This is a genomic window from Vibrio sp. AK197 (assembly GCF_053903115.1).
Genome location: NZ_CP096429.1, coordinates 787,646 through 813,141, shown reverse-complemented (window position 1 = coordinate 813,141; position 25,496 = coordinate 787,646). Strand labels below are relative to the sequence as shown.

Here is a 25,496-nt window from a genome sequence, read left to right as displayed (position 1 = left end):
CCAATTACCAAAGAAAGAGTGGGGTTTTTGTGCCTTTTACACAAAATGCGGCGTGGGGTAACGAAAGAAGACGGTTAAGCTTAGGCGCCATTTTAGCGCCTAAGCCTCCGACACACTATGACTGACATGTGGGATGGGGCACGTTGTAGCTCGGCATCGCCTTCATTTTATTGGTTAGATCTTTAATTCGAGTCTGATGTGAAGGGTGAGTAGAAAGTAATTCCGGTGGTTGTTGTCCTTTTGATGCCGCTGCCATGTTTTTCCATAACTCAATACTTTGTTGAGGGTTAAATCCGGCTTGTGCCATTAAATCTAAGCCCAGCATATCGGCTTCGGACTCTTGAGTTCGTCCATAGGGGAGCATGACGCCGTATTGTACACCCAGACCAAGCGCCGCCATGGTCAGATCAGAGTATTGCGCATAATCAGAAGCGCCAATCGCGACATTCGTGATTTGTAAGCCCGCATTGGTGATCTGATTTTGTGATAAACGCTCGTTACTATGGTCCGCTAGGACGTGCGCAACTTCATGGCCTAACACGGTAGCCAATTGATCCTCATTTTCAGCAACATCTAACAAGCCAGTATAGACACCGATTTTACCGCCGGGCAAAGCAAAAGCGTTGACCTGTTCACTGTCAAATACCACCACTTCCCATTGCTGAAAACCTTTACTTTGAGGTACATGGTCGGTGATATGCTTTGCGACACATTGTACATACCGATTCACGCTCGGATCCTTTTCAATCTTCAATTGTTGCTTCATCTGCTCGAACGATTGTGAACCCAAGTTATTCATATCTGAATCTGAAAAAAGAATCAGTTGGTTGCGTCCTGTTGGGGACGAACTGCACGCCGCTAAGCTTAATAATACGGCTGAAACCCATGACGTTGTTTGCCATGCTCGCATAGCATTCTCCATTTATTTGATGTAAAACATCTTGTTAAAATTACTTTGCCTAACTTGTTAAAATTACTTTGCCTAACTTGTGGAATCCTAATATGGCTATATGGAAACGTCCAATTGATCTGGATACGTTAAATCGTACTTCTGAAAATACATTAATTTCCCACCTCAATATCGTTTATAGCGACATCGGCGACGATTACATTTGCGCGACCATGCCTGTGTGCCATTTTACTCATCAGCCACTTGGAATGCTACACGGCGGTGCTTCGGTGGTGTTGGCGGAAACCTTAGGGTCGGTTGCGGCTAATTTTGCAGTTGACGATGATTGTTATTGCGTGGGATTAGATATTAATGCAAACCACATACGTTCCATGCGTAAAGGTACCGTTACCGGCAAAGCAAGTCCGATTCATCTCGGGGTGTCGACGCAAGTGTGGCAAATCAATTTGAACGATGAGCGAGATCGTTTGGTGTGCAGCAGTCGGCTGACCATTGCGGTCAAACAAAAGCGGAATCAACAGCATGCTATCAAAGGGCTGCAAGCATGATCATTCCTATTAGCATTGGGAAAGTGATTGTGACCCCGTTTGAAGTGGTGATAAAGCTTGAAGGTAGCCAAATGGTGACGCTGCAAGCAAGCCGTGACACCTTAAACTTAATTGGTCGCGGTGCAAATGTCGTTGCGTGTAATACAGGTGAAGCAAAGTGGTCAATTAAACTCGATAATGAACAGCAATTACAGGTACTGTCCCAAGAAATTGGTGTTGAAATAGACTAACTGCAAGATGAGACTTGCGCTTTGCCAGAAAATACGGAAACTTAGGGGACGTGTCGTTTTAGAAAATTTCCCCTTTATGAGTAGCCCACGTTTACGGTCACAATTTGAAACCTTGTTCGAACATTACCATGGCAAAGATTGTGGTGTTCAATTGGATGAGATTACAGACATTCTATTTTGTACTCGGCGTAATGCTCGTATCGTACTGAATAAACTTGAAGAAGAAGGATGGATTGAGTGGCACCCAGCGCCTGGGCGCGGCAAATTGTCTCAACTCATCTTCAAACGCAGTCGTAGTGATGTCAGTGAGAACCTCGCCCGGCGTTATCTCGAAGATGGAAAGATTGCTCAAGCACTCAATGCTTTAGATGGTGATACCAGTAAACTCGCCCAAGTGATCGAGAGTTACTTAGGTGTCGTGCAGCGAGAAGGGCAACATGTTATACGCTTACCATATTATCGCCCTCTATCAATGCTTAATCCGCTCAAACCCATGCGTCGTTCAGAACAACATATTGTGCATCAAGTCTTCAGTGGGCTTACGCGGCTTGATAGTCAGGAGCAATTACAACCTGACCTCGCTCATACTTGGCACGCACTCACTCCGCAGGTTTGGCGTTTTTATCTACGCCCGGGTGTGCGATTTCACAATGGTGACTTACTGACAACTCAAATGGTGGTTGAATCATTACTCGCTTTGAAGTGTAAAGCGTTATTTGATCATATCGCGTCGGTGACGTCGCCAAGTGACCTGATTGTCGATATTCAACTGAGTAAACCAGACACTAAATTGCCGTTTTTCTTATCGGAATCATGCGCAAAAATTTTGCCAGCGGCCTCGCTAAGGGGGGATGATTTTGATTTGCTGCCAATTGGGACTGGACCTTATCGCGTTGTGCGTAACGATGAGCAACGCTTGGTACTCAGTGCGTTTGATAGCTATTATGGCTTTCGTCCTCTGATGGATAGTGTGGAGGTCTGGGTTATTGACGATCAGCATTCATCGTTGATTTTTCCAAGCTTGGCTAAACCCATCAAACATACGACCACAGGCTTGGTTCACGACGACGTTGAGCTGGACCCAGGTTGTTCGTATCTGTTGCTCAATCGGTCTCACGGTTTACCAAAAGATCCCGCTTGGGCTGAATACTTCTCCCACACTCTCAGCTCACTGAATATCTATGGGCAATTGCCGCAAGATAAAATTATTGAACTTGGTGTATTGCCAGCCCACGGCTTAAAACCAGGCTGGTATCAGCAACAACCTTCCGCTAAGGCGACTCATCCTCCGCATAGTGGCCGAGTGAAAATTGCTTGCCACGCGCAGCACCCGATGTTTGCGACGGTAATGAAAGCGATGAGCAATCTGCTTAAGGCTGACGGTTTGGATGTGGAAGAAATTACTTATGAGTTGGCGCCTGAACAGCTAGATGATATCGATATCTGGATCAAACCGATGGGAATCAGTTCAAATCGTGATGATGCATTGGCGGGATGGTTATTAAATACCAGTGATATCGAGCAGTTTAGTCCGCAAGCGGATTTTATTGAGTGGACGGCGCTGGTGGAAGATTGGATGGCAGATGAGTCTAATGAGTTTCCCGCTAAACACCTCAGTCGCTCGTTAATCGAGAGTCGACAAATTATTCCTCTCTTTCATTGCTGGCTAGGGATCAGTAAAGATCAGTGTGGATCGCTGCAAAATGCCAAATGCAACGCTTTAGGTTGGTTTGACTTTAGCCAAGTGTGGGTAAAACCAGAAATATTAGAGTCAAGCCATGGCCAAACCCAATAAAAAACTGCCGACAAAAACCGTCGCTATCTACTGCTCTCAATGCCGCGCGCTTTTGTATAAATACGCAAAAGGAGGAAAGGGGGCGTTGGTCAAATGCTTTAAGCAGAGAATTCTTGACGATCACACTCAGACACCGTGTATATGTCCTAAATGCCAGAATGTTTTTGCTCGTGACACTCTCGTCCGCGGGACGCCCGCGTATAAAATCATTGGCGGCAAAGTCGTGGTGAAATAGAGAATGTGATGACGACTTTATAAACTGCGGTTAGTGGTTAAAAACATTTCGTTAATCTCACTATTTAGCACCGGGACAGAGTTGATCTAAGTCGATAAAATGTACGAAATTCGAATAATTCACTATCAACTTGTGCGAACACTGGTACAATTACCGTGCTTAAAGTTCACTTTTTCCTTAAAGAAGCTAATAGAGGTACTTCATGGAACTCGCACTCATCGTCGCTTTTATCGTTGCTGCAGCAGTAATGGTTAAAAAAGAGATGGCAACAAACTAAAAAGCCAACACCGTATTCATTCGTGTCTTTTGCTAAACCGTTTTTGAATGAATGACAGTAAAAAGCCAGCGTATGCTGGCTTTTGTCGTATTGGTCAGATTTAAAATTGATACATCACAGACAACGAGTAATTGCGCTTCGCTTGTGAGTCATCTTTGAACAGGTCGCTATCACCGCGTACATCATTCCACAAGTAATATTCCTCATTGGTGAGGTTGAATACACCTGCACGAATCGTTACGTCTTTGATTGGCTTGTAGTAAGCCGTTAAATCGATAACCTGTGAGCTTGGTAAGGCGGTTTGACTTGAGCGTGCACTCTCACTGATATCCTTACTTTGCTTACTGGCGGTATAGTTGAATGTTAAGCTTGTTCCCCACAGACCTTGGTCATCATCATAGTTAAGTGCGATAACACCATTCCACGGATTGACACTATCGATCGGGCTACCATCGCCATCTTCGCCTTTGGCATAGGTCGCCGCTACGCGGGTAGATAGGCCCGAATCATACCATTGGATACTGTTGGCTAACTCAACGCCTTTTATCGTCGCTTTATTGAGGTTGTCGTAATACATATTTTGAATGCCTGAAGGCAGGACTTCTACGGTTCTCTCAATAAAGTCATCATAGTCACTGTAGAACATGTTGAACTCTGTTGAAGAGAGAGCTCCACGGTAGCGATAACCCAGTTCGTAAGCGATACTTTTCTCTGCGTTTAAATCAGGGTTAGGAGTATTGATATAACCGCGAGTGGGGTTATCGTACGTATAGTACAGTTCGTCAAACGCAGGCGCTCTAAACCCTTGGCTTATCTGCGCATAAACAGAGTTTTTCGCGTTCAAAGCGTAGTTAGCACCAAGACGAGCGGTCAAAGCCGAGTCACTACTATCTTCAAATGATTCGGTCGCGGTAGGTGATGGTTCAGTCGAATAGTAGTCGTAACGAAGACCAGGAATAATTTTCAGCGCATCATCAAAGAGATAGATCTCATCCTGAATAAACAGTCCAGCCGTTTGCTCTTTTGCTTTTGGGGTATATATCAGCTGTTGATCAGCAGAAGAGGTGTTGTATTCGTTATTGGTGTTATCAATGTCATTATGTGAGTAGCTAAATCCGTAAACGATGTAGTGATTATCCAACGCTTTATCAAATTGAGATTCGACTTCTATCTTACGCTCTTTGTAGTAATAATCTTTACGCTGCGTGTTAGAGCTATTACTTCTATTTGTAACGGCAGACTGATCTCTGTCCAGCCATGAGACTTGCGTGTCGATGGTATCTGCAAACGCGTAGGGTGTTTGCCAAATGTGCTTCAGGGCCAAACGGTATTGTTTGGTTTCATCATCGCCCTGATACTGAGGGTAGAAGCTGTTTTGTACGTCGCCAGTGCTGTCATTATGGATAGCTTCACCGGTCCACTCTAAGCGATGACTTGGGTTGACTTGGTATTGGAGCTTGACCAAAAGATCATTGTTTTTCGTGTCTTTTGATTTCAACGAATAGTTTTGAAGATCGTTGTTATCAGCAAAGTTATCTGTTTCTTCCCCGTCGCGACGGGTATACGCCACCAATGACTCGAGATCACCCGAGCGGTTTGCTAATGCAACGTGTTCACTGAAAGAGTTGTCTTCTGACGAGTAGGCCAGTTTAGCCTGACCACCAAAGGTTTTGTTACCCGCCAGGAAGTCACTTGGATCTTTGGTCTGAAATGCGACCACGCCACCCAAAGCGTTGCTTCCTTGCAAACTTGATGCAGAGCCTTTTACCACCGTAACCGATTTAACCATATCGGGGTCGATAGTGACGGCGCTTGAATTGATAAACTCATAACGTCCGCCATCAAATTGGCTTGGTTGAGAGGTTCCATCAACAATAATCTTAACGCGCTTGCCTTCCATTCCGCGAATATTGATACTTTGAACACCTTGTCGACCTGCATTGTTTAAAGTAACACCTGGTGTATAGTCAAAGAGGTCGTTAAGATCTTTCGCCATCCGTTTTTCAATGTCTTGGTCGCTAATGATGGCGACGGACGCGGCGGCGTTATCAATGGTTTCATTTGAACGAGTGGCAAATACCACCACATTTTCAGCGTCGCTGTTTGAGTTTTCTTCCGCCAGCGCAGGGAATGATAGCGCAGCGACAATCGACGCAGAGAGTAGACTGACTTTATACATAGACAACATACCTAATTATGTTTTTGATTTATTGAACTATTTGAGCAGCACGGATTCTAGTGGATACAAATGATAATTACTATCATTTGTATTAACAAATAAATTGTGGTTAATCGTATTGAATGCTTGCTTTTTATTATTGTTTTTCTTACTTTACAGTTAGTTAACTTGTTTATGGCTCGGCTAACTGTTGAGTTTGTAGATTAAAATTTGTGAAGCGTGTCACGTAAATTACTCAACTAAGGAGCATTTGAGTGCAAAGTCCAATCACACTAGAGGCGTTACATATTCTCGATGCCATTGATAGAAGAGGCAGTTTCGCCGCCGCCGCCAATGAGTTGGACAGAGCGCCTTCATCGCTGAGCTATCAAATTCAAAAGTTAGAGCAAGATTTAGATTTGATGATTTTTGACCGTTCTGGTCATAAAGCGAATTTTACTGATGCAGGAAAGCTTATTCTTGAACGTGGTCGGGCGATTTTAGTCGCCACCGAGAAGTTGGTGAACGATGCAAGTTTACTCGCTAATGGTTGGGAGTTAGATATTACGCTCGCTTTTGATGGTATTATCCCGATTGATAACTTTTTCCCGATGATAGATGCCTTGGGTAACGTGAGTTCAACGCGCGTCAGGCTGCAGGAGGAAATCCTCGCTGGCTGTTGGGAATCGTTGGCAGAGGGAAGAGCTGACTTGTTGGTGTGTCCAAAACCAGAAAGTTACCCGCATGATGTCAAAGCAGAGTCGATTGGGACCATGTCGATGGTTTGGGTCGCGGCAAGTGACCATTACGTCCATAAGCGGACCGGGGTTTTTGATGAAGCAGCGCGTGAAAAATATCGAGTGATCGCTATCGCTGATACGGCGCGTGAGCAACCTTCACTGAGTGTGAACATTCTCCACAAGCAGCCTCGACTGACCGTCACCAATTTTAGCGCCAAATTAGAAGCGTTAAAACAAGGTTTGGGGATTGGTACATTACCAAAACAAGTGGCTGATCCTTTAATTGAACAAGGCATACTGAAACCCATTAAAGACACCCAACTTACGGATATGGAGATAATCCTAGCTTGGCGACGTAATAAGTTGGGCGAAGCAAAATCTTGGTGTATTCAATATTTGAAGAAAAACTGGAAACTTAAGTGACAATGTCACTTAAGTGTTGGTGTTGACTCGTGAGGCGGCGTTGTAAGCAAGGGCAACACCATGTCTGCAACGCCATCTTCAAATTGAATATCAACCTTAAATCCTAACTTTCGAGCCAATCCGAGCATGCCGCTATTACTCGGCATGGTCATTCCTGACATTTGTCGAGTTCCTTTCTGTTGGCAGTAATCAATGATTTTACGCATCAACAATTGACCAAGGCCTTTCCCTTTCTGATCAGTTTGAATCAAAATGGCAAATTCAGCGTCAGTGTTGTCTGGGTTAATCAGTGCGCGCGAAACCCCAATAATGGAACGTTCACCGCCTAGATCGGCAATCGCAACAAAAGCCATTTCCCGGTCATAATCAATTTGGGTTAAATTCGCGAGGGCTTCATGATTGAATTCTCCCACTTCCGTAAAAAATCGGCGATAGAGATCTTCTTTTGATACATGATGAATAAAATCGGCATGTTTGGGCTCATCTTCGGGCAAAATCGGCCTGAGTAGAATTTGTTCATCGGAGCGTAATGTCACCACCTCTTCATACTCGACAGGATAGGGCCGAATGGCCAGTCGTTGATGCGCGTCCCCTTGATAAGCATGAAGAATTAAATCGGCATCCAGAATAGTAAACGCCTTGCCATTGACTAAGAGTGGATGAATATCCAGTTCATGGACTTGAGGAACATCAATGACCAGTTGGGAAATGCGCACCAGAAATTCTGCAAGCCCGTCGATATTTAATGGCTCTGGCTGTTTATGGGGGCGAATGTGTCCTTGTTTGATGGCGCGAACGATCAGATAGCGAGCAAGTGTCATGTTTAAAGGAGGAAGTGCTGAGCTGGCATCTATGGATTCATTCCATTCGGAGCCACCTTGTCCAATTAATATCACGGGGCCGAACAGTAAGTCGGTTTTTACTTTGATGCGGATTTCTTCGCCTCCGGCGGATTTTGCCATTCCTTGAACCAATAAACCGTGTATGTTGGCAGAAGGATAGGAGAGGTGAGCTCGGTCTAATATCGCTTGAGCTGCATTGGCAACTTCGTGGCTGTTTCTGAGGTTGAGCATGACACCGTGGATATCCGATTTGTGTGCGATATCAGGTGAACGAAGTTTGACGGCAACGGGATATCCGATCTGTTCTGCGACATGGACCGCTTCACTTGGGTCAGAAGCGAGCCAAGTAGGCAGTACTTTAAAATCAAAGCACTTCAAGAAATTACCCAACTGATGTGTATCCAACGCGATGTGGTCACAATGCGCTAATGCTTGATTGACCCAATGTCTGGCTGCATTGAGTTCCGTGCTTTGAACCGGTTCTGCGGTCGTTGGTGTTTCCATTAACTGCTTCTGGTTTCGTCTGTACTCGACAAGATGCATGAATGCCACGACCGCACTTTCAGGAGTGCGGTAGGTTGGAATGCCAGCTTGAGTAAACATTTGTCGAGCAGGGCGGGCGGTTAACTCGCCGCTCCAGTTGGTCAGTAGATTGAATCGGCGGTGTCTCGGGTGTTTTTTGAATGCTTCTATCACCGCGTTCGCGGTTTTCTCAGATTCAGCGACCGCGGATGGGCTATGCATGACCAAGATCGCGTCTGCGCAGTCATGATCCAAAATCGCGTTTAAGGTTTTAACATAGCGGTCATCACCAGCATCGCCGACCATATCGATGGGGTTACCCCGGCTCCAGCTCGATGGCAAAAATTGGTCAAGTTGTTCAGTTAACGCGTCATCAAATTCCGCTAATTTTCCGCCACGTTCAATCAGTGTATCCACTGCCATGATGGCAGGCCCTCCACCATTAGTGACAATGGCAAGACGCTCTCCGCGAAGCGGCACCGAATGCGTCAATGTCTCTACAGCCGCAAATAATTCATGAGTATCGTTAACTCTCAGCATGCCAGTACGACGAATCGCCGAGTCATAGACCACATCAAGGGTGTTGTCTCCACCAGTATGGGCATGGGCAGCCTTGCGTCCGGCTTCGGTTTTCCCGCCTTTTAATACGAGAATACGTCGGTTGCGTGATGCGGCCCTTGCAGCGGACATAAAACGCCGAGCATCTTTTATCGTATCGACGTACAGCAGAATTGCATCGGTGTGACTATCTGTACTTAAACAGTCGAGTAAATCGGCAAAATCGATATCGATGGCGTTACCGAGTGAAATAAAGGCTGAAAACCCGATATCTTTGTCGTTCGCCCAATCAAGGATGGTGGTACATACCGCCGCCGATTGTGAGATAAAGGCGATCTTTCCTTTACGTGCGGGAGAGGGGGAAAAGGTCGCGTTTAAGTTGATCCATGGCAGCATGATCCCCAAGCTATTCGGTCCAAACATTCGGATATTGGCTTGTTTAGCGATTTCGGCGCATCGCTGCTGTATCGATGTGGTGTTGTCTTGTGAGGTGGCGTACATATCCGATGACAAGACGATGGCGCATTTGGTTCCTTTTTCTGCCAGTTGTTCAAAGATTTCGATATTTCTGGAGGCGTGAGTACAAAGGACGACCATGTCTGGCGTTGCAGGGAGTTCAGCAACACTTGGATAGGCCAAAACCCCGCAGACCGAAGAGTATTTGGGGGTGACCGGCATGATAGCGCCCTCAAACCCGCCTTGAAGCAGGTTTTTCATCACCACATTGCCTGCTCGCAATGGCTTGGTGGAGGCACCAATGACCGCTATAGAGCGAGGTTTCAATATTTGAGTTAAGCTATTCATGCACGAGCACCATTAAAATGCGAAAAGACAGAATATGTAATAATAAAGAGTATTCAAAATTATCGGTTTTGACTGTGACAAATTGAAAGCGTTTGAGCGAACAAACAGTGAGAAAAGAGACTTTGTGCCTCAAATCACAATGTACTGACATATAATTAACCTGTTTGCTTGATTCTGAGCCTCTCTAACGGCATGATTTACAGTAATTTCTACATAAGGCGTGTGATTACCCATGAAAAAAATAGCAATTGTTGGCTTATCGGCTCTACTTTCTGCATGTGTCTCATCAGACTATGTCACAGATGTTACTTCGGAGAGTTACCAAGAAGATTATCAAACCGCAGACAGCACAATTGAACAGCCAGTGGTTTCCTCTCAAGGCACAGCGGATGGCATTTCAGAACAAAATGTTGAACCGACGGTTGTTGCTATGTCGCCTAAGTCAGATACGATTAACGTTAAGAAAGAGCCTAAACCAGCGGTCGCCATTTCCGCGCCTTCAGAGAAGCAAGTCGCAATGAACCCACGATTTGGTTATACCATCCAAGTGGTCGCGGTAGGCTCGCAAGCTAAAGTTGATCGTTTTGCTAAAAAATTGCCGGCGAATGGACAGCCAATTTGGGAAAACTACAAAGTGATTAATGGCACAAAATGGTATACCGTCCTATTCGGTGACTATGCATCGCGTACCGAGGCTAAGAAAGCGATTTCTCAACTTCCAGAAGAATTTCAATCACTTAAGCCTTTTGTCAAAAGCATTGATAAAATTAAGAATTCTGAATTCCCAGCGCTTAATAAGCTAAATTAATTTGAATTTGAATGAAAAAGGGGGCGAATGCCCCCTTTTTGTATTTTTAGTGTCAAATTCGTTTATTTCCCCACCAATTGGTATCCACAACACGTTTTTATCAGCTCAAACTCGTGTAACTTTCACGCTTATTGATTATGATTGACGTATCGTTTTTAAAATCCAGTTTCATGGAAAGCATTCAATGACTCAAACTACCATTCTTTTATTATGCGGCGGCGGTTCCTCGGAACACGAAGTCTCACTAGTTTCTGCCGATTTTATCCAACAACAACTTGAACTGACTAATGGCTTTGAGGTTGTGCGTGTTGAGATGAAAAAGGATGGTTGGTATACCCAGCATGGCGAACTGGCTTATTTGGATACAAATAGCGGCAGTCTGAACTTCGCCGACACGTCATTACACATCGATTTTGTTGTGCCTTGTATTCATGGTTTCCCTGGTGAGACGGGCGATATTCAATCGATGCTCGAGTTAGCTGGGATTCCTTACCTAGGCTGCAGAGCCGAAGCCAGCACCAATAGCTTCAATAAAATTACGTCCAAACTTTGGTACGATGCGATTGGTATCCCGAATACGCCTTATCTCTTTTTGTCACAAAATAGCCAGAACGCATTTGAGCGCAGCCGCGATGCATTGAACGAGTGGGGCGCGTTATTTGTGAAGGCTGCTTGTCAGGGATCTTCGGTTGGGTGCTATAAAGTGACGAATGAGCAACAATTGAAAGATGCCATAGACAGTGCGTTTGGTTTCTCTGAGCAAGTGTTGGTTGAAAAAGCGTTAAAACCACGTGAACTCGAAGTGGCCGCATATGAGATGAATGGCGAATTGTTTGTCACCAAGCCTGGAGAGGTCAAGGCACCAGCTGATGCGTTTTACACTTATGAAGAAAAATACAGTGCAGACAGCCACTCAACAACGGATATTGAAGCTCAAAACCTCACCGAGCAACAGGTCGAATTGATTCGTCATTACAGCCAACGCGTTTTTGAGCAAATGAAGCTTCGTCATTTATCACGTATCGATTTCTTTATGACCGAGAAGGGTGAAATTTACCTGAATGAAGTCAACACATTTCCTGGAATGACGCCGATTTCGATGTTCCCTAAAATGCTTGAAAACAATGGTCATAAGTTTAAAGACTTCCTTGCAGGGTGCGTTACGTCGTCACTTTAACCGAGGGGTTTAAAACGTTTAAAGACCATTTTCTCGAGTTCTGCTTTGCCAATATTACCGAGGTATTGGTTTGGCATCGCAGGGCTTAGCCATCGTCCGTAATGTTGAATGTCTCTAAGCGTCATTCCTTGCTTTGCTAAATCCTTTACTTTACCAACTCTTGACGATTGACCGGAAAACCCGACTTTTAATCCCAGCAAATCACTTGCATAGCGTTGAATGCGATAAATCGATGAATCGTCGAGTGGGGCTGAGTTAATATTGCCATGACGATCAATGGCTGAAAATAATGGGAGATAGTTTTCTATGGAAGGTAATAAACTCATCCACTGTTTGAGTGAACGCTGAGCTTGTTCACTCAAGTCATAACGCTGAGCACCGATATACACAGCCAGCTGTTCATTGCCTGTATCGAAGATAATGTCGTTAACCGTAAGCGATTTTAATTCTGAACGTTTCAGAGCACACTCAAACATTATGTAATAGACCGCTAAGTTGCGTCGCTCAATCGGGTGCGCCGAGTCCATTAGCTTAGCGCTAAGCTTTTCTAGGTGCAGCTTTTCGAATGCCACGGTATCTTTGGTATCATTTTTCTTTTCAACTTTAAAAAAGTTCATAGTATGAATAACTTGAGGATTGGCAGTGGGGTCCTTTAACGATAAAATACGGTGTACTAGTCCGATTGTGACATTGTAACGCCTAATGGTGGCAAATTTACGGCGAGCCGCTTCATGTTCGATAAATAACCGAACAGCGGTAACGGAAGCGGGAAGAGAAGACACGTGTTTTTGTGTGCAAAACTCAATGAACAAGTTCCAATCTTTAACCATCGCCAGAAGCGAATTTTTCGAATATTGACCATCGGTAAGTTCATCAAGAGTATCGATTGTGGCCTGTTTTTTAAGTTGTTTGATAAATGTCGCGATGGTCTTTTCATCGCTGATTTGTAAGATTTTTTTTCGCATGGCGCTGTAATCGCTTTTCACAATTGCTCAGATAAACTTGATAACACATAATATCGAATTATTATTAAAATTAACCTTTGATTTAATTGATTATTACTATGCCTGTTGCAACATACCGAGGTTTTACCCTCTCTACAGCCGGATCATCCACTGATGTATGGCAAGTTAAAATCAAGAAACATAAGCTTTCTGGTAGCATGGCTGCGGTTAAAAAAAGTATTGATTGGTTTTGTGATACCGCCAGTATTATCGACCCCAAAGAGTTCAGCTCTTTGGAAGCTAAGCGTCAAGAGCCTTCTCAGCCTGCTCAAGAAAATTTTCACGGTCATGTTTTAAAAAATGACACGGGAGATCCAAAAGCTTGGTACTGTTTTTTTAACGGTCGATTGCTTAAAGGTAACAAAATCGCAATTCAAAAACACATCGAACAGCAGTTACTTGCTCAGCAGGCTGCTGCGAAACAAATGAAGAAGTAGTACGGTTATGGCATTAGTTTACTCTACCGAAACTGGGCGCATTAAGCCCGAAGAAGAGAAGGTCGAACGTCCGAAAGGCGATGGTATCGTTAGAATACAACGCCAGACAAAAGGCAGAAAAGGCAAAGGTGTTTCCATCGTTACTGGTTTGGATATGGATGATGCACCATTAAAATTACTTGCAGCGGAGCTTAAAAAGGTATGCGGCTGTGGTGGTGCTGTGAAAGAAGGCACTATCGAAATTCAAGGCGATGCCAGAGATAAGATTAAAACGCATTTAGAAAAGAAAGGGTTTACGGTTAAATTAGCAGGTGGCTAATTCTGTCTAAACTCATCTCATCCTGAGTAGCGCGGTTATCTGATACCGCGTTGCTCATGTTCTTCTCGTTCTTGTATTCTCCCCATCTATCACATGTTTGATTGTGGCACTGAATTCCAAACTGTTAGGAATGCTGGTCACTTTATTCTTGATATCAAAAGTTTCATAGTAACTGTAAAGCTTTACACGACAATTGGTTAGCCAAAGAGTACCGTTATTATGTCTTCTCTATTTTCTCCTATTCAATTAGGCCATCTGCAACTTAATAATCGCGTCGCCATGGCGCCAATGACTCGCGCTAGGATCCAAAACGCGCAAGACGCTGCCGATGAAAACACTGCAATCTATTATCAACAGCGAGCTTCAGCCGGACTTCTGATCACTGAGGGATCGCCGATATCCCGTCAGGGGCAGGGATTCTTGTATATTCCGGGGATTTATAATCGCCAACACGTGCACGGATGGCAACAAACCACAAAAGCCGTGCATGAAAAAGGAGGAAAAATTTTTATCCAACTTTGGCATGTTGGTCGAATGTCGCACACCAGTTTGCAACCGGAGGGGCAATCTCCCGTAAGTTGTGTTGATACTCAAGCAAATGGTACATGTTTTGCGTTCGATGAGAATGTTGAAGCAGGGCGTGTTGCGGTGTCTCGTGCGAGAGGACTGACGGTAGCTGAAATTAAAGATGTCATTGCGGATTATGTGAAAGCGGCGAAGTATGCGATAGAAGCCGGGTTTGATGGCGTCGAGATTCATGCTGCTAACGGCTATCTGATTGAACAGTTTATCAACGCAGGTATTAACACTCGTTCGGACTCGTATGGCGCTCAGACGATAGATAACCGATTAAGGTTCGCACTTGAAGTCACCGATGCTGTATGTAATGCAATTGGAAGCGACCGTACCGGTATTCGAATTTCGCCTTTTGGCCGTTTTAGTGATATGCCTGCTTTCGATGATGAAGAGCTTACATGGACGACTTTAGGGCAAGAGTTAGCAACACGAAACCTCGCTTATGTCCACCTTAATAACCAAGATGTTCCAGACGGCTCAACGACGTTACCAGATGGGTTTGTAGAAAAGTTCCGCGCTGCCTACAAGGGCGTGCTAATGATTGCGGGAGGTTTTGATAAGTCGTCTGCTGAACGGTATCTGTCTTCGGGGATGGTTGACATGGTGGCCTTCGGACGTCCGTACATTGGTAATCCAGATTTAGTTGAACGTATGGCCAACGGTTGGCCTTTAAATGAATCGATCAGAGAGTTTTTCTACGGTGGTGATAATCGTGGATACATCGACTATCCATACTATCAACAAAAATGAACCAACTATTTTAGTTATATAGAGGTATCTATGAATCGAGTTGTGATTGTTACTGGAGGAACGCGGGGAATCGGTTTGGAAACGGCGAAAACGTTTCTCAATAACGGCGATAAAGTGGTTGTTGCCAGCATTGATTCTCCCCAAGTGATCGAACAGGCGATGAGTGAGCTAAAAGCAATCGGAGACGTGATATTTACGGAGTGTAATATTGCTGATCCTGCTCAGTGTGAATATGCGGTAGAGCAAGCTGTTGAACAATATGGACAGCTTGATGTTGTCGCCAATGTCGCTGGTGTGGTCGGTAAGCGTGAAGAACTGATTGAAGCCGACCTCGATGATATATTTAACACCATAAACATCAACCTGATGGGCACCATAAATTTGGGTAAGTTTGCAGGTAAAGCGATGGTCGAGAAAAAATCAGGGGTGATTATTAATGTCGGCTCTATTTGTGGCACGATAGCAAATACTGAAAATATGGGCTATCACGCCAGCAAAGGTGGAGTGAAAATGGTGACTCAAGCGTTAGCACGTGAATTATCTCCCCATGGAGTTAGAGTGTTATCCGTTGCGCCTGGCTGGGTGAACACCGACATGATCGACGCGCCCATTGCCGAAATTGGCGGAAAACTGCACATGAAAGGCCGAATTATTGAACCAATGGAAATTGCCAACGCGATTTACTTAATGTCGCTGCCGGAAGCCAGCGCGATTAACGGAACGACGGTAATGGTTGACGATGGTTATTCCGCATTCAAAGGTGTGGATGGTTACCAAGCTTAATTTGCTCATTATTTTTTGTGACTGAGTTAAAGCCGGTTTGCTTATAAATAGATAAGCCTATAGAGATACGACACCTAATAATCAGGATGAGATTCGAAGATTAACACACTGGTTATTAGGTATTTTATGGTAAATAGTTATGTTTAACGCACATAGTATTTACCAATTTTCAGACATCAACCAAGAAGAGGGAACAAAGACAGCGATAAAGCCGCTTATTAAGCCTTTATTTAACATAATATATATAATGCGTATTTAGGTGTTTTTGTTAAATGTCTATAACGACTTTGTGCTCATCGACATTATTCTGTTTGTGTTAGCGATATTTTAAATATCGATGTCTTTTAAACATGAGCAGCTTGAGCTTGATAAACGGTAGTTTAACTTAAGAGTTCATCGTAAAGCGATATCATTCGATACAAATAATCCGTTTCCTCTGGCAACTCCATTCATTGCGCTTGAACTCAAAACTAACGCAATTGTGCGTTGCATTGATGCTCTGACATTTCGCGTCTACAAAACAGAATCGACCCAATCGTCTACTTGAGCGACTGTAACTGCCATGCATTTAGGTTTGGCGCAAACCTGTCATATCGAAAGCGTGGATTCGACCCGCATCCTAACAGTGACACTGTCACTAGAGTGAATTACTAATCACGTTTCAAGTTTCTTACAAAATAAGCCGTATGAGATTAATGTGCCGGCGCCATATTGATGAGTTCTGTATAAAAAGAATAATATTCTGCGTCTTACAGGTTGCAATACCACCATCATATAAACTGTAATTTTATTACAGTTTATTCATCATCGATAACCTCAAATATCAGCCTTTAGCACAAAACTCTAAGACAATTATTTGATTTTAAATGAATATTTAAATTGCCATAGTACTCTGGGTGTATTTTATGCGTCTTTATTTTTAGGTTTGTAAAGGTAGTATATTATATTGTTCATCATGAATTTTAGTTATAGTGCATTATAGGTTATAAAAAAGGACCATGTTGATTCATGGACCTTTTCTTATCTCACTATTGCTCGTTTTGAGCTCGTTCTCTTATCCGTTCAGCGACAACTTTTATCGCTTGGGCCGTACTCATACCTTCAGCCATGAGCTTTTGGATTTCTTCTACAGCCTCTTGTTGCTCTTGGTGAGAAAGAGTCGGTAAATCATCAAACATAGTCACCTCTTTATTTTCAATCGGCGACTATATTATGAATCGTTAATAGCTCGCAAGGAAATTTATGTACCCGCCCATCGCATCGGCGCTTGTATAACTTGCTCCGACATCTAATTGCATCAAACCAAGTAAATTTAATCCTATACCTGCGGTGAGCGTATCTTCACTGTCACTGTAAGCTAGGTTTCGATTCCAACCAGCTCGAAGCTTTAATTGACGGAGCAAATCTAATTCCCCCCTACCCTTAGCATCTGTTTGTTATCGTTAAAGTTCGTAAAACGATCTTCTTCTCGTAAATCATAGTCCACACTCAAAGTGAAGTAATCTGCGACAATGCCAGCCCCCAACGTGAATTGTGGCCGCATTTTGTAAGCGTAAGAGAGGTCTAAACTACGTGATTGGCTGTTATCTAAGCTTGAAGTGAGTGTTTCGGTAACACGCTTCGTTTCTATATCACGAGAAAATAGGTTTTTGCCGGAAACCCCGACGCGAAATGGACCATAAAACCAGATCATACCGGCGTCCATGTTAAACATAGTTTCGCCTTTTTGGTTTTCTCCAAGGTCGGAAATATCGTAGTTATTGAGGTTTGCTGAATAAACAAAGGTGTATATGCGTTGAAGCTTAGGTGCGATGCCCAAAGCCATGTGTTGGCCTAGAAAAGTTTGGTATTTGGCTAGTGATATCCCTGCTTCTGTCACACCGAGCGAAACTGCATTCACCGCACTTAATTCAGCATTTACCGCAGTATCAACTTGCGCGTTACCGGTATTTGCTCCGTCATAAACGTCCGCTTGCACAACCGATTGGGCATAGGCTTTACCAAATATATTCATAGAAACAAATTGGTTTGGTATCGCGAAGGATACAACACCGCCAAAATCTAAGCCAATGGTATCACCATTGATATCATCAAGGTGCTGCTGTAATTGGCCAACATTACTGTAATTGCCATCAGATGCTTCAGAAATCAAATCGGAGATGGCGTCGATGCCGTCAACCATCTGATCCTCATCGTTATAACGGACACCAACACTTGGCAATATCATGCCCACGTCGTCATTACGTCGATAAATGGCGGTTAAAGCGGGATTATAAAATGGTGCGGTAAGAAAACTGCCGGAAACAACACCAACACCACCCATCGCATCGCCTCGAGCTTCGATTGAATAATTGGTGGCGTAGACACTAGAACTCGCAAGCGCGAGTGCAAAAGTAAGATGTTTTAATTTTAGTTGGCTCATGTCGCTATAGTTCTGTTAATTATCTCTTTAACTATAACGACATAAAACACGGTAACTTTAACTATTCATCCGCAGATACATCGTAGGTTTTACTGATTATTTGAGATTCCTCAACAATTATCGGCCCTTGCCAACGTTGGTGAGTCATCGAAACCGCTAATACATAACGATCAGGTGGAATGGCGCTGGTATCTAAAGAGGTGGGATATTCCGTTTCATAGTTGTGGCTCCATACCTGATTATAACGACCATCAACATAGTCATAGACGGCTACATTGAGCTTTGGTAAGGGGCAGGTTGGATTAAGTAACGCCTTTTTTTCTACTTGCCACTGATCTTTGGTTGCCCAGCGTACGGTTTGCTTGGCTTTTTCCTCACCAATCACCAGCCAAGAACTCCAAGAGGTTTGGTCTGCTGCGGTCACATCAATACGATACAGCCCCATAGGCATTCGGCTGTTGAGGTTGTAGCGTTTAATGTATTTTACCTGACCTTCTTCATCATTAAGTGGCTGCGAAATCAAAGAATCATCACTAGATAGAGACTTAACAATCCAGCGAGTCAATGACACATCCACCAATTCCTTGGTTGAGTTAACTTCAACCACTGCTCGGTAGGCGTCGCGTCCTGGACTTTGAATGTCAGAGCGTCGAACGGTCACAGACTTTAACCACAGAGGGAGCGCTTTAGTATCTAACCCTTTTCCGCAATCGGCTTCAAGGGACATTAAGAACAGGTCATTAAGGTGTGGCGTAAGGTTTTCGTTTTTTTCTAGCTGCCAGACTTCCACCAACGATGAAAACATCGCTGGTAAATTGCCGTTGAGCAAATTTTGGTGCGCTTGAGTTAAAGGCGTATTGCTTTCAAACCAAGGCACATTTGCTGAAAAGCAAGGCGCACTGCTAACAAGCAGTGCCCCTAGAATAGAAACCGTTCGCTTCATTATGCTTTCATTTTGTAACCAACGCCGCGCAAGGTTTCGATCTCAAGCCCAGGAAGCTTTTGACGAAGTTGCAAAACGTGGGTATCAACAGTTCGAGTGGTCGGGAAATGATTATATCCCCATACGTGATCAAGCAGTTCATCACGAGTAAACACACGCCCTAAGTTGCTAGCTAAAAACAGCAGCAAGTCGAACTCGGTACGGGTTAAGGTAATGGACTCTTCTTTATAAAACACTTCTCGTGTAGATTTATCAATCACAAGGTGTTCAGTACGAACCTTGGAGTCATCTTCCATATCAAGTTCAGGTGCGCGAAGTTGTGCTCGAACACGGGCAAATAGCTCTGCTTCGGCAAATGGTTTAGTTAAATAATCATTTGCGCCAGCATCAAGCCCCATGACTTTATCTTTCACTGTCACTAACGCAGTGAGCAAAATAACCGGTACGTCTTTAAGTTGTCGCCACTCTGGTAAATGTACGACTGAATCGCCATCGGGCAATTGACGGTCCAAAATGACGAGATCCGCTTTTTCCCAATGCTGAGCAACTTCAGCAATTGTTTCAGCGTGAAAACATTCATATCCCGCTTGTTCAAGGCTTACTAGTAAGCCATCCGCTAAGTTTTTATCATCTTCAACGAGAAGCAACGTCTGTTTCACAAGGTATCTCCAATATAAATGTTGTCGGTGGACCAATGAGGGACATTTTTCCGCCCATCCGACCAACCATTGATTCAACGATCGTTAAACCTAAACCAAGTCCACTTTTACTCACGAATGGCTTACGAACGTTTCGCCAATCTTTTTGAGTCAGTTCCCCTTGGTCGATCACTTTAACCGTGAGGTTTGTTTGTGTTGTTGTTACATCAATCGTAACGGGAGCAACGCCATATTTCATCGCATTGCGGATTAAATTATCGATACATGTACCTAACCAGTACACATTCAACTTAGCAGCAACATCTTGATTTATCTTAAATTCGATGTCACCTACAAATTCTTCTTCTACTTTAAATGCTAACCATTCTTCAACCGAGGGCACCCATTCCGTTGCCAAAGGTTTGTTGTCTGATTGCAAATAGTCCTTACTGGCTTCTGCAAGTTGTCTCAATCGACGGGAATCTTCACATAAACGTCGAAACTCGTCGTATACCGATTCCGGAAGATGTTCGAACTCACGGCGAAACCCTTCCACGGTCAATGACAAACTTGCGATTGGCGTTCTCAACTCGTGAGTCAAGATTTGAAGGATTAACATACGGCTCCGCATCTCCTGCCGTTTGCTATTCCATCGATAAATTGACCAACCAATCACCAATAAGATGTTGGCGATAACCAACACGACCATACTGATTCTTAACAAATCAGAGTGGTCTTCTACGCCCCAGCATAAGTTACCGCGCTGAATAAAACAGGTACTTGCCTCACTCTCTAGTTGATAACTTAGCCCTGCTTCATCTTTATTTGCTTGCCAAACGCTTTCCGGAAAAACGTAGTAACTGTCGTTTTTTCTTAACCAGAACTCATCATCTTCAAGGAACATACTTGAACCTGCGATTAACGAGTTCATTGATTCTTCACTCATGCGTTGCAGACGACCGAGTAACGAGTTTTCTGACGCAACCGGACGCTCTTTGACATGCATGTACTGCTGAAGTTCAATCGCCTTATCAGGATGAACTAAAACATAACGGTGCGCGTAAGAACCACCACCTGGGTGAATCAATGCGCTTCTTGCAAACCATCGTTGAGACAAAGTTGTCCCGTTACATATGGCGCGAGTGAAAACCAAAGGCTCTGTTACCAATGGGTTCAGAGGCAAGTTTCCAGTACAGTTCTGTGCAAGTTGATACAAGCGCTGAATATCTCGCAGTGGATATTCTGCCGTCTGCGGCAACATTGAACTTGGTTCGATAAGGCGCGTCGGGTAGTCCGATTGTAGCGCCCTGACGTCATACGAAACAATGGCATTTGATGTATCAAACAGATCGATAAATAGATCAATTCGCTCCGGCAACGAATCCGCTCTTGCCAGCGAAGACACCAGTAGACTGCAAGTTATCAGGGTTCGTAATACTTTAGTAATCAATGTATTTATTCGTCATATCAGTAATTTATACAAAACTTGGCGCATTATGACAGAATGAGGTTTCTCAAATGTAATATAAATGTCAACAAGACCGTTCTCGAAATAAAAGAAGCCAGCATGATACCATGCTGGCTCCATTTATAAACTAATCTTAAAGTTTATAGCGATTTAGAAATCGCGTCGACGCTATCTTTTGCATCCCCAAACAACATATGCGTATTTTCTTTAAAGAATAGTGGGTTTTGAACCCCCGCATAACCAGTGTTCATTGAACGTTTAAATACAATCACATTTTGTGCGTTCCAAACTTCTAACACAGGCATTCCAGCGATTGGGCTATTCGGGTCTTCTAAGGCCGCCGGGTTGACCGTATCGTTAGCTCCAATGACTAACACGGTATCGGTACTTGAGAAATCATCGTTGATCTCATCCATCTCCAATACAATGTCATACGGGACTTTAGCTTCTGCTAACAATACATTCATGTGTCCAGGTAAACGACCAGCTACTGGGTGAATCCCGAAACGTACGTCAATCCCTTGCGAGCGAAGCTTTTCAGTAATCTCATAAACCGGGTATTGCGCCTGGGCAACCGCCATTCCGTACCCTGGCGTGATGATCACGGATTTAGAGTTTTTCAACATGTCAGCCACATCTTCCGCGCTGATTTCACGATGTTCACCCTGTTCCTCATCCCCTGAAATAGAAATTTCTTGGCCAAACCCGCCAGCAATAACACTAACAAACGAGCGGTTCATCGCTTTACACATGATGTACGAAAGTATCGCACCAGAAGATCCAACCAACGCACCAGTTACGATAAGCAGGTCATTAGCAAGCATGAAGCCCGCGGCTGCGGCTGCCCAACCTGAGTAAGAGTTCAGCATTGACACAACTACAGGCATATCTGCACCACCGATTGATGCAACCAAGTGATACCCAAAAGCAAATGCAATTAACGTCATCACAATCAAGGCAAACATGCTGCCGTCAGCACTGACAAAGTGGTACATCAACAACAGAGAAACCACAATCGCGAGAAGATTCAATTTGTGCTTATGAGGAAGGTTAAGCGGAGATGAAGAAATCACCCCACGTAATTTTCCAAACGCAACAATGGATCCAGTAAACGTCACAGCACCAATAAACACGCCGAGGAAAACTTCAACTAAGTGAATCACATGTTCCGCGTGCATTCCGGCTAAGTCAGTTGAAACGGGTACTGGCGGTTCTAAAAAGCTGTTGTACCCCACCAACACTGCGGCCATCCCGACAAAACTGTGCAAAACGGCCACCAACTCTGGCATTTCGGTCATTTCAACTTTTTTCGCGTAGTAGATACCGATGGAACCACCGATGATCATCGCTAAAATGATCCAACCAAACCCTTGTGCTGATGGAGAGAAGATCGTCGCGATCAGCGCAATGGTCATCCCTGCGATGCCGTAATAGTTACCGGACTTTGCGGATTCCTGTTTTGACAAACCCGCCAAGCTCAAAATAAAAAATAGCGCAGCAACAATATATGCCGCCTGTACTAATCCTGCAGACATTCGTTACTCCCTATTAATTTTTTCTAAACATTTCAAGCATACGTTTCGTGACAGTGAAGCCACCAAAAATGTTTATGCTTGCGATCAACACCGCGACAAAAGACAACACTGTGACTAATCCGTTGCCTTGACCAATCTGCAATAACGCGCCCACAACAATAATACCGGAAATGGCATTTGTAACCGACATTAACGGCGTATGCAGAGCATGAGTTACGTTCCACACAACGTAATAGCCGACAACACAGGCAAGAACAAACACCGTAAAGTGCGCAAGAAACGCAGCTGGCGCGACAGACGCAACCCATGCAAATGCCCCAACAGCCACGACAAGCCCAGCTAATTTCTTAACTGGCGAAACTGGCTGTTCAATTTTTTGCTCAGGAACTGGCGCTGATTGTGGTTTGGCTTGTGGCTGCGCCGAAACTTGAATCGGCGGCGCAGGCCAAGTGACTTCACCGTCTTTCACCACCGTGATACCGCGTAACACCACATCGTCAAAATCAATATAAATGGTACCGTCTTTTTCTTTACACAGCAGTTTGAAAAGGTTAACTAAGTTTGTCGCGTATAACTGAGACGATTGGGTGGGAAGGCGACCAACCATATCTGTGTAACCAACCACTTTAACACCGTTGGGTGTCGTGATGACTTTATCAGCTTGAGTATATTCGCAGTTTCCGCCGTTTGCAGCCGCAAGATCAACGATGACACTCCCCGCTTTCATGCTGTCGACCATCTCTTTGGTGATAAGCTTCGGTGCGGGCTTACCAGGAATCAGAGCCGTGGTAACTATGATATCGACATCTTTTGCTTGCTGGGCATACAACTCAGCGGCTTTGCGGTTAAATTCATCAGACATTTCTTTGGCGTAGCCATCACCAGAGCCTGCTGATTCTTGATAATCCAGCGTTAAAAATTCGGCGCCCATAGATTCAACTTGCTCTTTGACCTCAGGACGAACGTCAAAAGCACGAACAATAGCCCCTAAGCTACCTGCCGCTCCGATCGCTGCAAGACCAGCCACACCGGCACCTGCAACGAGCACCTTGGCTGGTGGAACCTTACCCGCGGCGGTAATTTGACCTGTGAAAAAACGGCCAAATTCGTGTGCCGCTTCAACCACCGCGCGATAACCCGCGATGTTGGCCATTGATGATAATGCATCTAACGCTTGTGCACGTGAAATTCGTGGCACGGCATCCATTGCCATGACATTAATTTTTTTGGTTGCCAGCGCTTCCATGAGTTTCGGGTTCTGCGCAGGCCAAATAAAACTGACTAATGTTGCGTCATCTTTAAGTAGTGCTATCTCTTCTTCTGACGGCGCATTGACTTTGAAAATAATGTCACTTGCCCAGACTTCTTCCGTTGAAGCGATAGACGCCCCCGCTGTGACGAAAAGCGTATCGTCAAAACTGGCAAGAGAACCAGCACTTGACTCCACGACCACCTCAAACCCTAGTTTGATTAATTGCTCCACTGATTTAGGCGAAGCAGCCACCCGCGTTTCTCCCGCAAGTGTTTCTTTTGGCACACCAATTTGCATAGCTATTCCTTGACGATTGGCACAATGAATCACTTTTTTAACTAACCATTACTGCAACCGCAAGCCCTTCACCGCATAAATACGAAATATCATTACTTATAACTTTAAAGTATGAATAAACATGCGCATATTCACGATTGTAAGACAAGCCCAATCGTAATTCAGAGGTCAAACCAGTTGCTTGTTTTTTCTTTCTAAACAATACATTAGATATAAAAAGAGCTATAAGCATAACGTCTTATAGCTCGATAAAATATGATAAGAATCAAGAAGCATTAGGATGTGCTAGAAAATTTTCCCACCCATTTGGTCGATAAACATTTGTGCCTTTTTCAGCATTAAATCGTTTGCATCAGTTTTGGATGACAACACGTCAGAACGGATAAACTCGTGCGTCTTGAGCTCGCCTTCGACTTCTTTTGTTATTCTTCCCGCAATACGATATTGCCCTCCCTCCGCAATGGCGGAAGGATAGATATGAAACCCTTTATATTCTTCTGGTTCTATTTTTTCTGGTTCGCTTTTGCTACCACCAAATAAACGCGAAAATAAACCCACTTCAACTCCTTAAATTACTTTGACCCAATGAGCGGCTTTTCATACCACTCTAATTCACTGTCTTCTTCAGCGTATTGGCTACCGTGTATCACTTCTATGCCGTCATCATCGCGATTTTTACGGCGATCATCAACGATCATTTCCGTCGCTGCCGCAATCGCCTTATCGACATGCTGCTTAAGGACGACAAGACGCTCTTCTGGTAACGCAGAGAGAAAATCGATGTCGTACCTAATATACACAGGTCTAACCCTATTTAATGCGAGGCATGCCAAATCAGACAGTTGTTCATGAGTAAAGCGCAGAACATAGTCGTCACCAGCTAACACTTGCCCAACTAAAGTTTCCATATAATTGTGAACGTCAGAACCAATTTGCATACGCTTTTCCTTTGACTAACAATGAATAAACATCACAACCTTGTATTGAGTATAGGATTAAATTTGATGGAAAAACTAGCGACTGTTTTGCAAAATTTGCGCTAGCG

The 25,496-nt window shown here is 44.1% G+C and carries 23 protein-coding genes and 1 pseudogene; 11 read left to right on the top strand and 13 right to left on the bottom strand.

Going from position 1 to position 25,496, the window contains the following annotated elements; translation table 11 throughout:
- Nucleotides 1-115: 115 nt before the first annotated feature.
- Nucleotides 116-910, bottom strand: a complete 795-nt coding sequence (locus M1D72_RS03645; RefSeq protein WP_456294552.1) for a M48 family metallopeptidase — start codon at nt 908-910, stop codon at nt 116-118.
- A gap of 92 nt (nt 911-1,002) precedes the next feature.
- On the opposite strand from M1D72_RS03645, the gene M1D72_RS03640 reads away from it, so the two are divergent.
- The 4 genes from M1D72_RS03640 to M1D72_RS03625 all read left to right on the top strand — a co-directional run bounded on the left by M1D72_RS03640 (nt 1,003) and on the right by M1D72_RS03625 (nt 3,718).
- Complete coding sequence (locus M1D72_RS03640; RefSeq protein ID WP_456294551.1) at nt 1,003-1,458, top strand: hotdog fold thioesterase; 456 nt, start codon at nt 1,003-1,005, stop codon at nt 1,456-1,458.
- Nucleotides 1,455-1,688: a DUF3389 family protein gene (locus M1D72_RS03635; protein ID WP_390195381.1), complete on the top strand. Its 234-nt coding sequence runs from the start codon at nt 1,455-1,457 to the stop codon at nt 1,686-1,688. Before M1D72_RS03640 ends, M1D72_RS03635 begins: the two co-directional genes overlap by 4 nt.
- Before the next feature lie 76 nt (nt 1,689-1,764).
- On the top strand, nt 1,765-3,483 hold the full coding sequence (locus M1D72_RS03630; protein WP_456294550.1) for an SgrR family transcriptional regulator: 1,719 nt from the start codon (nt 1,765-1,767) through the stop codon (nt 3,481-3,483).
- The gene (locus M1D72_RS03625) at nt 3,467-3,718 is read left to right on the top strand and encodes a hypothetical protein (RefSeq protein WP_456294549.1); all 252 of its coding nucleotides are present in this window, start codon (nt 3,467-3,469) and stop codon (nt 3,716-3,718) included. Before M1D72_RS03630 ends, M1D72_RS03625 begins: the two co-directional genes overlap by 17 nt.
- A gap of 377 nt (nt 3,719-4,095) precedes the next feature.
- On the opposite strand, the gene M1D72_RS03620 is transcribed toward M1D72_RS03625, so the two are convergent.
- Complete coding sequence (locus M1D72_RS03620; protein ID WP_456294548.1) at nt 4,096-6,174, bottom strand: TonB-dependent hemoglobin/transferrin/lactoferrin family receptor; 2,079 nt, start codon at nt 6,172-6,174, stop codon at nt 4,096-4,098.
- Nucleotides 6,175-6,428: 254 nt separating this feature from the next.
- Between M1D72_RS03620 and M1D72_RS03615 the strand changes: the two genes are divergently transcribed.
- Complete coding sequence (locus M1D72_RS03615) at nt 6,429-7,316, top strand: LysR family transcriptional regulator (RefSeq protein WP_390195372.1); 888 nt, start codon at nt 6,429-6,431, stop codon at nt 7,314-7,316.
- Between the two features lie 5 nt (nt 7,317-7,321).
- On the opposite strand, the gene M1D72_RS03610 is transcribed toward M1D72_RS03615, so the two are convergent.
- Nucleotides 7,322-10,042, bottom strand: coding sequence for a bifunctional acetate--CoA ligase family protein/GNAT family N-acetyltransferase (locus tag M1D72_RS03610; RefSeq protein ID WP_456294547.1), 2,721 nt, complete (start codon nt 10,040-10,042; stop codon nt 7,322-7,324).
- Between the two features lie 232 nt (nt 10,043-10,274).
- Here M1D72_RS03610 and M1D72_RS03605 point away from each other — a divergent pair, with 232 nt between their 5' ends.
- Together M1D72_RS03605 and M1D72_RS03600 are read left to right on the top strand one after the other, a co-directional pair.
- Complete coding sequence (locus M1D72_RS03605; RefSeq protein ID WP_456294546.1) at nt 10,275-10,850, top strand: SPOR domain-containing protein; 576 nt, start codon at nt 10,275-10,277, stop codon at nt 10,848-10,850.
- 184 nt (nt 10,851-11,034) lie between these two features.
- Complete coding sequence (locus M1D72_RS03600; protein WP_456294545.1) at nt 11,035-12,027, top strand: D-alanine--D-alanine ligase; 993 nt, start codon at nt 11,035-11,037, stop codon at nt 12,025-12,027.
- Here M1D72_RS03600 and M1D72_RS03595 read toward each other — a convergent pair.
- A complete protein-coding gene (locus M1D72_RS03595; protein ID WP_456294544.1) occupies nt 12,024-12,992 on the bottom strand; it encodes a tyrosine-type recombinase/integrase in 969 nt (322 codons plus the stop codon). The genes M1D72_RS03600 and M1D72_RS03595 overlap by 4 nt on opposite strands.
- Before the next feature lie 98 nt (nt 12,993-13,090).
- Here M1D72_RS03595 and M1D72_RS03590 point away from each other — a divergent pair, with 98 nt between their 5' ends.
- From M1D72_RS03590 to M1D72_RS03575, 4 genes are all read left to right on the top strand, one after another.
- The gene (locus M1D72_RS03590; protein ID WP_390195548.1) at nt 13,091-13,468 is read left to right on the top strand and encodes a DUF3319 domain-containing protein; all 378 of its coding nucleotides are present in this window, start codon (nt 13,091-13,093) and stop codon (nt 13,466-13,468) included.
- A 7-nt stretch (nt 13,469-13,475) separates the two neighbouring features.
- Entirely contained in the window at nt 13,476-13,787 is a 312-nt protein-coding gene (gene yciH / locus M1D72_RS03585) for a stress response translation initiation inhibitor YciH (RefSeq protein ID WP_390195362.1), read from the top strand.
- Nucleotides 13,788-14,006: 219 nt separating this feature from the next.
- Nucleotides 14,007-15,113 (top strand): alkene reductase, encoded by a 1,107-nt coding sequence (locus M1D72_RS03580; protein WP_456294543.1) that lies wholly within the window; start codon nt 14,007-14,009, stop codon nt 15,111-15,113.
- 30 nt (nt 15,114-15,143) lie between these two features.
- Nucleotides 15,144-15,896 carry an SDR family NAD(P)-dependent oxidoreductase gene (locus M1D72_RS03575; RefSeq protein WP_456294542.1) on the top strand — a complete coding sequence of 251 codons (753 nt, stop codon included), beginning with the start codon at nt 15,144-15,146 and terminating at the stop codon, nt 15,894-15,896.
- Between the two features lie 1,028 nt (nt 15,897-16,924).
- Here the strand turns inward: M1D72_RS03575 and M1D72_RS03570 are convergent.
- The 9 genes and pseudogenes from M1D72_RS03570 to M1D72_RS03530 form a co-directional block, all read right to left on the bottom strand.
- Nucleotides 16,925-17,074, bottom strand: coding sequence for a YoaH family protein (locus M1D72_RS03570; RefSeq protein ID WP_390195336.1), 150 nt, complete (start codon nt 17,072-17,074; stop codon nt 16,925-16,927).
- A 42-nt stretch (nt 17,075-17,116) separates the two neighbouring features.
- A pseudogene (locus M1D72_RS03565) lies at nt 17,117-18,318 on the bottom strand (conjugal transfer protein TraF).
- A 61-nt stretch (nt 18,319-18,379) separates the two neighbouring features.
- A complete protein-coding gene (locus M1D72_RS03560; protein ID WP_456294541.1) occupies nt 18,380-19,261 on the bottom strand; it encodes a DUF2861 family protein in 882 nt (293 codons plus the stop codon).
- A complete protein-coding gene (vxrB, locus tag M1D72_RS03555; RefSeq protein ID WP_390195330.1) occupies nt 19,261-19,920 on the bottom strand; it encodes a response regulator transcription factor VxrB in 660 nt (219 codons plus the stop codon). The genes M1D72_RS03560 and vxrB overlap by 1 nt, the downstream gene beginning before the upstream one ends.
- Nucleotides 19,895-21,349 carry a sensor histidine kinase VxrA gene (vxrA, locus tag M1D72_RS03550; protein WP_456294540.1) on the bottom strand — a complete coding sequence of 485 codons (1,455 nt, stop codon included), beginning with the start codon at nt 21,347-21,349 and terminating at the stop codon, nt 19,895-19,897. The genes vxrB and vxrA overlap by 26 nt, the downstream gene beginning before the upstream one ends.
- 158 nt (nt 21,350-21,507) lie before the next feature.
- Nucleotides 21,508-22,902, bottom strand: coding sequence for a Re/Si-specific NAD(P)(+) transhydrogenase subunit beta (pntB, locus tag M1D72_RS03545; protein WP_456294539.1), 1,395 nt, complete (start codon nt 22,900-22,902; stop codon nt 21,508-21,510).
- Between the two features lie 13 nt (nt 22,903-22,915).
- Nucleotides 22,916-24,451 carry a Re/Si-specific NAD(P)(+) transhydrogenase subunit alpha gene (pntA, locus tag M1D72_RS03540; protein WP_456294538.1) on the bottom strand — a complete coding sequence of 512 codons (1,536 nt, stop codon included), beginning with the start codon at nt 24,449-24,451 and terminating at the stop codon, nt 22,916-22,918.
- A gap of 285 nt (nt 24,452-24,736) precedes the next feature.
- Nucleotides 24,737-25,009, bottom strand: a complete 273-nt coding sequence (locus M1D72_RS03535) for an HlyU family transcriptional regulator (protein WP_390195321.1) — start codon at nt 25,007-25,009, stop codon at nt 24,737-24,739.
- A gap of 14 nt (nt 25,010-25,023) precedes the next feature.
- Entirely contained in the window at nt 25,024-25,389 is a 366-nt protein-coding gene (locus tag M1D72_RS03530; RefSeq protein ID WP_390195319.1) for a late competence development ComFB family protein, read from the bottom strand.
- Nucleotides 25,390-25,496: the final 107 nt, after the last annotated feature.

Bases quoted from the DNA above. Each gene is read 5' to 3' on its own strand.
- M1D72_RS03645 (WP_456294552.1), bottom strand. From the start codon at position 910: ATGCGAGCATGGCAAACAACGTCATGGGTTTCAGCCGTATTATTAAGC.
- M1D72_RS03640 (WP_456294551.1), top strand. From the start codon at position 1,003: ATGGCTATATGGAAACGTCCAATTGATCTGGATACGTTAAATCGTACT.
- M1D72_RS03635 (WP_390195381.1), top strand. From the start codon at position 1,455: ATGATCATTCCTATTAGCATTGGGAAAGTGATTGTGACCCCGTTTGAA.
- M1D72_RS03630 (WP_456294550.1), top strand. From the start codon at position 1,765: ATGAGTAGCCCACGTTTACGGTCACAATTTGAAACCTTGTTCGAACAT.
- M1D72_RS03625 (WP_456294549.1), top strand. From the start codon at position 3,467: ATGGCCAAACCCAATAAAAAACTGCCGACAAAAACCGTCGCTATCTAC.
- M1D72_RS03620 (WP_456294548.1), bottom strand. From the start codon at position 6,174: ATGTATAAAGTCAGTCTACTCTCTGCGTCGATTGTCGCTGCGCTATCA.
- M1D72_RS03610 (WP_456294547.1), bottom strand. From the start codon at position 10,042: ATGAATAGCTTAACTCAAATATTGAAACCTCGCTCTATAGCGGTCATT.
- M1D72_RS03605 (WP_456294546.1), top strand. From the start codon at position 10,275: ATGAAAAAAATAGCAATTGTTGGCTTATCGGCTCTACTTTCTGCATGT.
- M1D72_RS03600 (WP_456294545.1), top strand. From the start codon at position 11,035: ATGACTCAAACTACCATTCTTTTATTATGCGGCGGCGGTTCCTCGGAA.
- M1D72_RS03595 (WP_456294544.1), bottom strand. From the start codon at position 12,992: ATGCGAAAAAAAATCTTACAAATCAGCGATGAAAAGACCATCGCGACA.
- M1D72_RS03590 (WP_390195548.1), top strand. From the start codon at position 13,091: ATGCCTGTTGCAACATACCGAGGTTTTACCCTCTCTACAGCCGGATCA.
- yciH (WP_390195362.1), top strand. From the start codon at position 13,476: ATGGCATTAGTTTACTCTACCGAAACTGGGCGCATTAAGCCCGAAGAA.
- M1D72_RS03580 (WP_456294543.1), top strand. From the start codon at position 14,007: ATGTCTTCTCTATTTTCTCCTATTCAATTAGGCCATCTGCAACTTAAT.
- M1D72_RS03575 (WP_456294542.1), top strand. From the start codon at position 15,144: ATGAATCGAGTTGTGATTGTTACTGGAGGAACGCGGGGAATCGGTTTG.
- M1D72_RS03570 (WP_390195336.1), bottom strand. From the start codon at position 17,074: ATGTTTGATGATTTACCGACTCTTTCTCACCAAGAGCAACAAGAGGCT.
- M1D72_RS03560 (WP_456294541.1), bottom strand. From the start codon at position 19,261: ATGAAGCGAACGGTTTCTATTCTAGGGGCACTGCTTGTTAGCAGTGCG.
- pntB (WP_456294539.1), bottom strand. From the start codon at position 22,902: ATGTCTGCAGGATTAGTACAGGCGGCATATATTGTTGCTGCGCTATTT.
- pntA (WP_456294538.1), bottom strand. From the start codon at position 24,451: ATGCAAATTGGTGTGCCAAAAGAAACACTTGCGGGAGAAACGCGGGTG.
- M1D72_RS03530 (WP_390195319.1), bottom strand. From the start codon at position 25,389: ATGCAAATTGGTTCTGACGTTCACAATTATATGGAAACTTTAGTTGGG.